7 protein-coding genes are annotated in these 6,443 nt (G+C 65.6%); all 7 read left to right on the top strand.

All coding sequences use genetic code 11. The annotated features are described in order from the left end of the window. The first annotated feature begins 24 nt into the window (after positions 1-24). A complete protein-coding gene (locus tag HUK84_RS01705) occupies positions 25-858 on the top strand; it encodes a DUF1217 domain-containing protein (protein WP_176638671.1) in 834 nt (277 codons plus the stop codon). Positions 859-990: 132 nt separating this feature from the next. Next, a complete protein-coding gene (fliI, locus tag HUK84_RS01710; protein WP_246285290.1) occupies positions 991-2,379 on the top strand; it encodes a flagellar protein export ATPase FliI in 1,389 nt (462 codons plus the stop codon). Next, positions 2,379-2,804, top strand: coding sequence for a flagellar FliJ family protein (locus tag HUK84_RS01715; RefSeq protein ID WP_218064139.1), 426 nt, complete (start codon positions 2,379-2,381; stop codon positions 2,802-2,804). Before fliI ends, HUK84_RS01715 begins: the two co-directional genes overlap by 1 nt. A 168-nt stretch (positions 2,805-2,972) precedes the next feature. Further along, positions 2,973-3,737 (top strand): hypothetical protein, encoded by a 765-nt coding sequence (locus HUK84_RS01720; RefSeq protein WP_176638673.1) that lies wholly within the window; start codon positions 2,973-2,975, stop codon positions 3,735-3,737. Between the two features lie 17 nt (positions 3,738-3,754). Continuing rightward, positions 3,755-4,771, top strand: coding sequence for a flagellar motor protein MotB (locus HUK84_RS01725; RefSeq protein ID WP_176638674.1), 1,017 nt, complete (start codon positions 3,755-3,757; stop codon positions 4,769-4,771). Next, complete coding sequence (gene motA, locus HUK84_RS01730; RefSeq protein WP_176638675.1) at positions 4,772-5,632, top strand: flagellar motor stator protein MotA; 861 nt, start codon at positions 4,772-4,774, stop codon at positions 5,630-5,632. It begins immediately after the preceding gene. A gap of 63 nt (positions 5,633-5,695) precedes the next feature. After that, positions 5,696-6,443: hypothetical protein (locus tag HUK84_RS01735; protein WP_176638676.1), on the top strand; the 748-nt coding region annotated here is incomplete at its 3' end.

Here is a 6,443-nt window from a genome sequence, read left to right on the forward strand (position 1 = left end):
GGCAGGATATCGAGGAATGGGCTGATGGCCATCACCAATGTCTCTCCGGTCACGACGTATATTACCGCCGTCAAGGACGAGGAAACGGCCGCGGAAAATTACGCGAAAATGGATGGCACGACCTCGCGGGAGGTGACCACCTTCAAGGAGCAGGCGGCGTCGATCACGTCGGCCGACGGCCTGCTGAAGAATTATTCGGTGCTGCAGGTGGTGCTGGGCGCCTATGGGCTCGGCTCGATTTCCGGCGAGACGGCGGTGATCAAGGACCTGCTGACGCAGGATCCGACGTCCGCGTCGTCGCTGGCCAAGAAATCCGACAATGCGACATGGCTGGCCTTTGCCGATGCCTTCCAGACCTGGGGCCAGAACAAGGGCTCGGCGAGCGCCACGCCCTTCACGTCGGACATGATCAATTCGATCGTGTCGCAGTTCGAAGAAAGCCAGTACGAGAACAGCACCGCCAACCAGGATGACGGCATCGGCAACGCGCTGTATTTCACCCGCAAGATGAGCGGCGTCACGTCCCTGCCCCAACTGATGTCCGACCCCACCCTTCTGAAGGTCGTGGAGACGGTTTCCGGCTATGATCCCGATCAATTCGGGGCGCTGAGTTACGACCAGCAGGTCAGCATGCTGAAAAACAAGGTCGATCTGACGAAGCTTTCGACCCCCAAGGAAATTCAGCAATATGCGGAGCAATATCTCGCCCTGCTGCAGATCAATCCGCAGACGCCGGACACGCCGGCGACCATGATGGATCTGTTTGGCGGAGACACCGGCGATCAGGGCATCGTCGCGCTGTTCGGCGTCGGCGGTTCGTCATCGTCGCCGGGAGATCTCTATTCCGGCCTGCTCTAAGGGCCGGCCGCGCGCGGCGACATGACCGATCCGCACGGCGCTGGTGGCATGCAGGCCGCCGAAACGAGGGACCGGCCCGCGCCGCCGCCCCGTTCGGGCGACCTTGCCGCGATACCCGGCATTCTGAACGCGCTGCGCGCGGCTGTCGCCGAACCGTGGCATGACGTTCCCGTGGGCCTTCTGGACGGCCGCGTGACGGGGCTGTCCGGTCTTTCGGTTTCTCTCAGCGGGATGCGGGACTTTACCGGAGTGGGCGACCGCGTCAGCATCGCGGGGCTGGACGGGCGCGAGACGGAAGCCGAGATCGTCGCCTTTCGCGGAGACACCGCCATTGCCATGCCGTACGGATCGCTGGAGGGCATCGGTTCGGGATGCCGGGCCACGTTCCGGCTGTTCGACCAGGAGCAGAGGAGACGCCGCGCGGGCGGCACCCTGACCATCAACGCGTCCTGGCAAGGGCGGGTGATCGATCCCATGGGCCGCCCGATCGACGGCAAGGGGCCGCTTGCCCCGGGCGGGGAACCAAGGCGGCTGCGCGCGCCGCCGCCCGAGGCGGCACTCCGCGCCCGCCTCGGTCCGCGCATCGATCTGGGAATCCGGGCGCTCAATCTCTTCACGACCTGCCGGGAGGGCCAGAGGCTGGGCCTGTTCGCCGGTTCGGGTGTCGGCAAATCCACCCTGATGGGCATGCTGGCCCGCAATACGGACTGCGATGTCGCCGTCATCGCGCTGGTGGGCGAACGGGGACGGGAAGTCAGGGAGTTCGTGGAGGACGATCTTGGCCCCGAAGGGCTGGCCAAATCGGTCGTCGTGGTCGCCACGTCCGACACCTCGCCGCTGATGCGCCGGGAAGCGGCCTATGCGGCGATGGCCGCCGCGGAATATTTCAGGGACCAGGGCAAGTCCGTCCTGATGCTGATGGACAGCGTGACCCGCTTCTGCCAGGCATTGCGCGAGATCGGCCTGTCCTCGGGCGAACCGCCCGCGACCAGGGGGTATCCGCCGAGCGTTTTCGCCGAACTGCCCCGGCTGCTGGAGCGGGCGGGGCCCGGACTTGACGAGCGGGGGCTTGACGATCGGGGGCGTAAGCGGCGGGCGGGCCAGATCACGGCCATGTTCTCCGTTCTTGTGGAAGGCGACGACCATAACGAGCCGGTGGCCGATGCGGTGCGCGGCATTCTGGACGGGCATGTCGTCCTGGAGCGTCGCATCGCCGAAGCCGGACGATATCCGGCGGTCAATGTCCTGCGCTCTCTCTCGCGCACCGTTCCCGGTTGCAATGCGGCCGAGGAGAACGCGCTGATCCAGGACGCGCGCGCCGATCTTTCGACCTGGGACGACATTCAGGACATGGTTCGCCTGGGCGCCTATCGGACCGGAAACGATGCCCGGGCCGACAGGGCCATCCGCGTCGCGCCCGCCATCGAAGAAATTCTGAAGCAGTCTCGTGGCGAGAAGGCCACGATTGCCGAAAGCTTTCACGCCCTGCGCGACGTCCTTGGCCCGCCCGAGACGGCGTGATGGAGGCCCGGGCACGCGCATTGCAGGCATTGATCCGGCTTCGCAAGACGGAAGTCGATCAGGCGAAAGCCGCACTGGCCCGGATGCTGGCCGAGGAACATGCGGCGCTCGGCCGACTGGAAACCAGGCGGGCAGCCATCGAAACCGAACGGCGCGAGACATTGGTTGGGCAGGTTTCATCGGATGATTTCCGACTCTGGCTGCCCGCCGGGCGGGAGGCCGTCGAATCCGCCGAGACGATGCTGCATGCGGCCCGGTGCGCGTCGGATCAGGCGCGGGAAGCCCTTATGCAGGCCAACGCTGCGCTGAAGGCGGCGGAGGCCATCCTGGACAAGCGGCTGGAGGAAGAAAAGGAAATGCGCACCCGGCGGGAACAGGCCGAGATCGACGACCTGTCACGGCGCGGCCGTGTGGCCGCGGGCTGAGCCTTCATGCGCATCTGCCGTCCGACCAAGGGGATGACCCCGCCTTTGGATCATGTTTCATCCTTGAGAAAGTGGCAGGCCCCGGCTATCGCTGTGGACCAGGGCCGGAATGTGATCGTGCCGGATACGATCCGATCGTCCCCACGGACATGAGCGGCTAGGAAACGCATGCAACAGACAGAGCAACCGACCCCGAAAATCTTTATTGCCACGCCATGTTTCGGGGGGCTGGTCACGCAGGAATACATGGAATCCGTCATCGCGTGCACCAGCGTCATGCGGATTCCGATGACGCTTTCCCTGCTCGGCGACGACGCGATGATCAGCCGGGCGCGCAATACGCTCGTCCATCAGTTCTTCACGCGCTCGGACGCCACGCACATTCTTTTCGTCGATGCCGATATCGGATTTCCGGCCGAAGCGCCGGCGCGGCTTCTGGCGGCGGACAAGGATCTGATCGCCGGCCTGTATCCGATCAAGGAACGATTCTGGGACAAGGGCACCCAGGAAAACATCCTGCGCGGCGAAGCGCAGGAAACGGCCTCGCTGCGCTATGTCGGGGAGACCGACGCCATGCATCAGACATGGGAGAAGGGGCCGCTCCTGCGGACGCATTACGCCGGTACGGGGTTCATGATGATCAGCCGCAAGGCCATCGCCATGATGATCAAGCACTATCCCGAAACGGCATACCGGCGGATCGATGCGGCAGGCGGCGGGGACGGCAGCCCGTACCATGCGCTGTTCGACGGCAGCATCGATCCGGAATCCGGCACATATCTCAGCGAGGATTTCACCTTCTGCCGCCGCTGGCGGGAAATCGGGGGCGAGGTCTGGCTGGATACGTCGCTGTCCCTGACCCATGCCGGACGCGCCGCATTCCGGGGGAACCCGTCATGCCGCGTCGGCATGGTCCGCCATAAGAGCGCGTGAGGCCACGGCCGCTCCACATGGCAAGAAACGACAGACGACACCTCGTCATCAGGCGCAGCGACGATTCGGAGACGCAGGACCGCCATGGCGGCGCGTGGAAGATCGCCTATGCCGACTTCATGACGGCCATGATGTCCTTCTTCCTCGTCATGTGGCTGCTCAACGCGACGACGGATGAGCAGCGCAGGGGCATTGCGCAGTTCTTCAATCCCATGGCCGACAAGGATACCCGCGTACAGCCGACGGATTCCATGCTTGATGTGCCGCCATCGCCCCTGACGACGGGGCGTTCGGTCAGGCGCGTCAAGGACGGCAAGACGTCGGCGGCGCCGAATCCCGCCGCGTCGAATCAAGGCGGCCCTGCCGACGACATCTCCCATAGCGCCGGAACGCTGCTGACTGCGAGACCGGCCAGCATCGTGCCGATCGGCGGGCCGGACAGCGGTTCCGCGCAACGCCCGGGCAATGTCGGCGCGGACGATGCGGCGGCCGAACAGGCCGGGATCGCGCGCATGGTCTCGGGCCTGGACCAGGCGATCCGCAACGATGGCGAACTTCGCGGCGCTGCGTCCAACCTCTCCGTTCAGATCGGGCGGGACGATGTCCGGATCGAATTGCGGGACGCGAGCGATACCCCGATGTTCGATTCGGGGGCGCCCGCGCCCAACCGTCTGGGCACGCGGATGCTGGCTGAGATCGCGAAGTGGCTTGCCCCCATGCCCGAACGCATTTCCATCATCGGCTATACCGATGCCGCGGCCTATCGCGTCGGCGGGGCATGGCGCATGTCCAACTGGACCCTGTCGGCGCTGAGAGCGGATCATGCCAGGGAAATCCTCGTGCGGGCCGGCTATCCGGACGGAAAAATTCTTGATGTGTCCGGGGCCGCGGACAGAAATCCGGCCGTGCCCTCCGACCCGTCCGCCGCGGGAAACAGGCGGGTCGTGATCGTCATGCACAGGCGGTATGTCAGCCCTGCCGGGATCGAAGGCGCATCCGGCGCGGCGCACATGAATGAAAACGGAGACGACTGAATGCTTTTCGTTGGGGGCCTGGTCTTTGCGCTGCTCTGCGTCTTCGGCTCGTTCGTGGCGTCGGGGGGCGGGCTGGCACCGCTGATCGCATCGATGCCCTTCGAGCTGGTGACCATTCTGGGCGCCGCCGTGGGCATATTCGTGATGGCGAATTCCAAGCAGGCGCTCAAGCAGCTTCCGGGCGACCTGAAACTGGCGCTCAAGGGGCCCCGTTACGACAAGGCGGCCTATACCGACCTGCTCGTCACGCTGTTCAGGTTCACGCGCCTGGCCCATGCGCGGGGGACCATGGCCCTGGAAGAGCATGTCGAGAATCCGGGTGAAAGCAGCATCTTCGCGCAGGCCCCCAAGATCCGCGACGATGCGGAAACGCGCGACCTGATTTGCGATTATCTCCGGCTCATCAGCCTCAATACGGACGATGCCTATCAGCTTGACGAAGTGATGGCCCGCGAGCTGAAGAAAAACCTGACCGAGAAGCTGCATATTTCCGAATGCCTGCAAAGCATCGCGGACGCGCTGCCGGCCCTGGGCATCGTGGCCGCGGTTCTTGGCGTCATCAAGACGATGGCTTCGATCAACATGCCGCCGGCCGTTCTGGGCGAAATGATCGCCGGCGCCCTTGTCGGCACGTTTCTCGGCGTGCTGCTGTCCTATGGCGTCGTGGCGCCTCTGGCGGCGCGGATGCGGGATGTGATAAAGCAGGATGGTCGCTATCAGGACATCATCAGGATCGTCTTCGTGGCACATCTTCAGGGCAGTCCGCCCCAGGTCAGTGCGGAAATCGGGCGCAAGGATATTCCGCACGCCTTCATGCCGTCGTTCAGCGAACTCGATACGGCATTGTCCGTATCGTCGTAATTCTCGGACGGGCCCGACCAACCGGGGCGGCGGCGCGTACAGGGGCGAAACACGGGGCGTCTGATGGGCATTACGGTGGCGAAAGCCTCGACCATGGCGGAGCAGGTTCAGGACTCGTCTTCGCCCGGCGTGCCGCTGATCGCGCCATCCCGGAAGCCGGCCGCAGCCGGCGCCCCGGCGTCCGCCGCGGGAAAAAGGGCCGCCGAGCAACGGGGATTTTTCGGCACAATCCTCAAGAACGCCAGCCAGGCGCAGGATGACGGATCGCAGGAAGGCGGCAGGGTGACCGGCGACCCTGCGCCGGAAGCCGCCCCGGAATCCGTGCCTAAATCCGATCCTAAATCCGCCCGTGGCCCCGCGACCGATCGCGGTGCCGGCACGCCGGCAGGTGCGGTCCCGGACAGCGCCGTGCTCGTTGCCTCGACCGCCGAGGACGCCGGTCCCATGCAGACGGCGCAACCTGCGGCCGTCGCCCTTTCCACCCCATCCATGGGCACCCCGTCCGCAGACACCCAGTCCGCGGGCAAGTCGGGCAAGGACCGATCCAGTCCCCCTGCCGCCTCGGCCAACGTCACGGATGCGAACCAGGCGCCCCAGAACCTGCTGGCCGTCGTGCTGACCCAGATGGTCGCCTCCCTGCAGAACCTGTCTTCCACCCCAGGAGCGACCGGCGGCGAGACGCCTGCGGGAACGGGCGCGTCCCCGCAGGCAGCGGGGAGCGTATCATCCGGCGATTCCCCGGCCGGAGGCGTCAGCCTGGCCGGCATCGTGGCGGAGGCCGCGCCCACGGACACGACGCAGCCCCCGGCGG

It is taken from the genome of Nguyenibacter vanlangensis (assembly GCF_013376155.1).
Taxonomy (GTDB): domain Bacteria; phylum Pseudomonadota; class Alphaproteobacteria; order Acetobacterales; family Acetobacteraceae; genus Gluconacetobacter; species Gluconacetobacter vanlangensis.

Excerpts from the sequence above, each read along its gene's own strand:
- HUK84_RS01705 (WP_176638671.1), top strand. The coding sequence starts at position 25 with ATGGCCATCACCAATGTCTCTCCGGTCACGACGTATATTACCGCCGTC.
- HUK84_RS01720 (WP_176638673.1), top strand. The coding sequence starts at position 2,973 with ATGCAACAGACAGAGCAACCGACCCCGAAAATCTTTATTGCCACGCCA.
- motA (WP_176638675.1), top strand. The coding sequence starts at position 4,772 with ATGCTTTTCGTTGGGGGCCTGGTCTTTGCGCTGCTCTGCGTCTTCGGC.
- HUK84_RS01725 (WP_176638674.1), top strand. The coding sequence starts at position 3,755 with ATGGCAAGAAACGACAGACGACACCTCGTCATCAGGCGCAGCGACGAT.
- HUK84_RS01715 (WP_218064139.1), top strand. The coding sequence starts at position 2,379 with ATGGAGGCCCGGGCACGCGCATTGCAGGCATTGATCCGGCTTCGCAAG.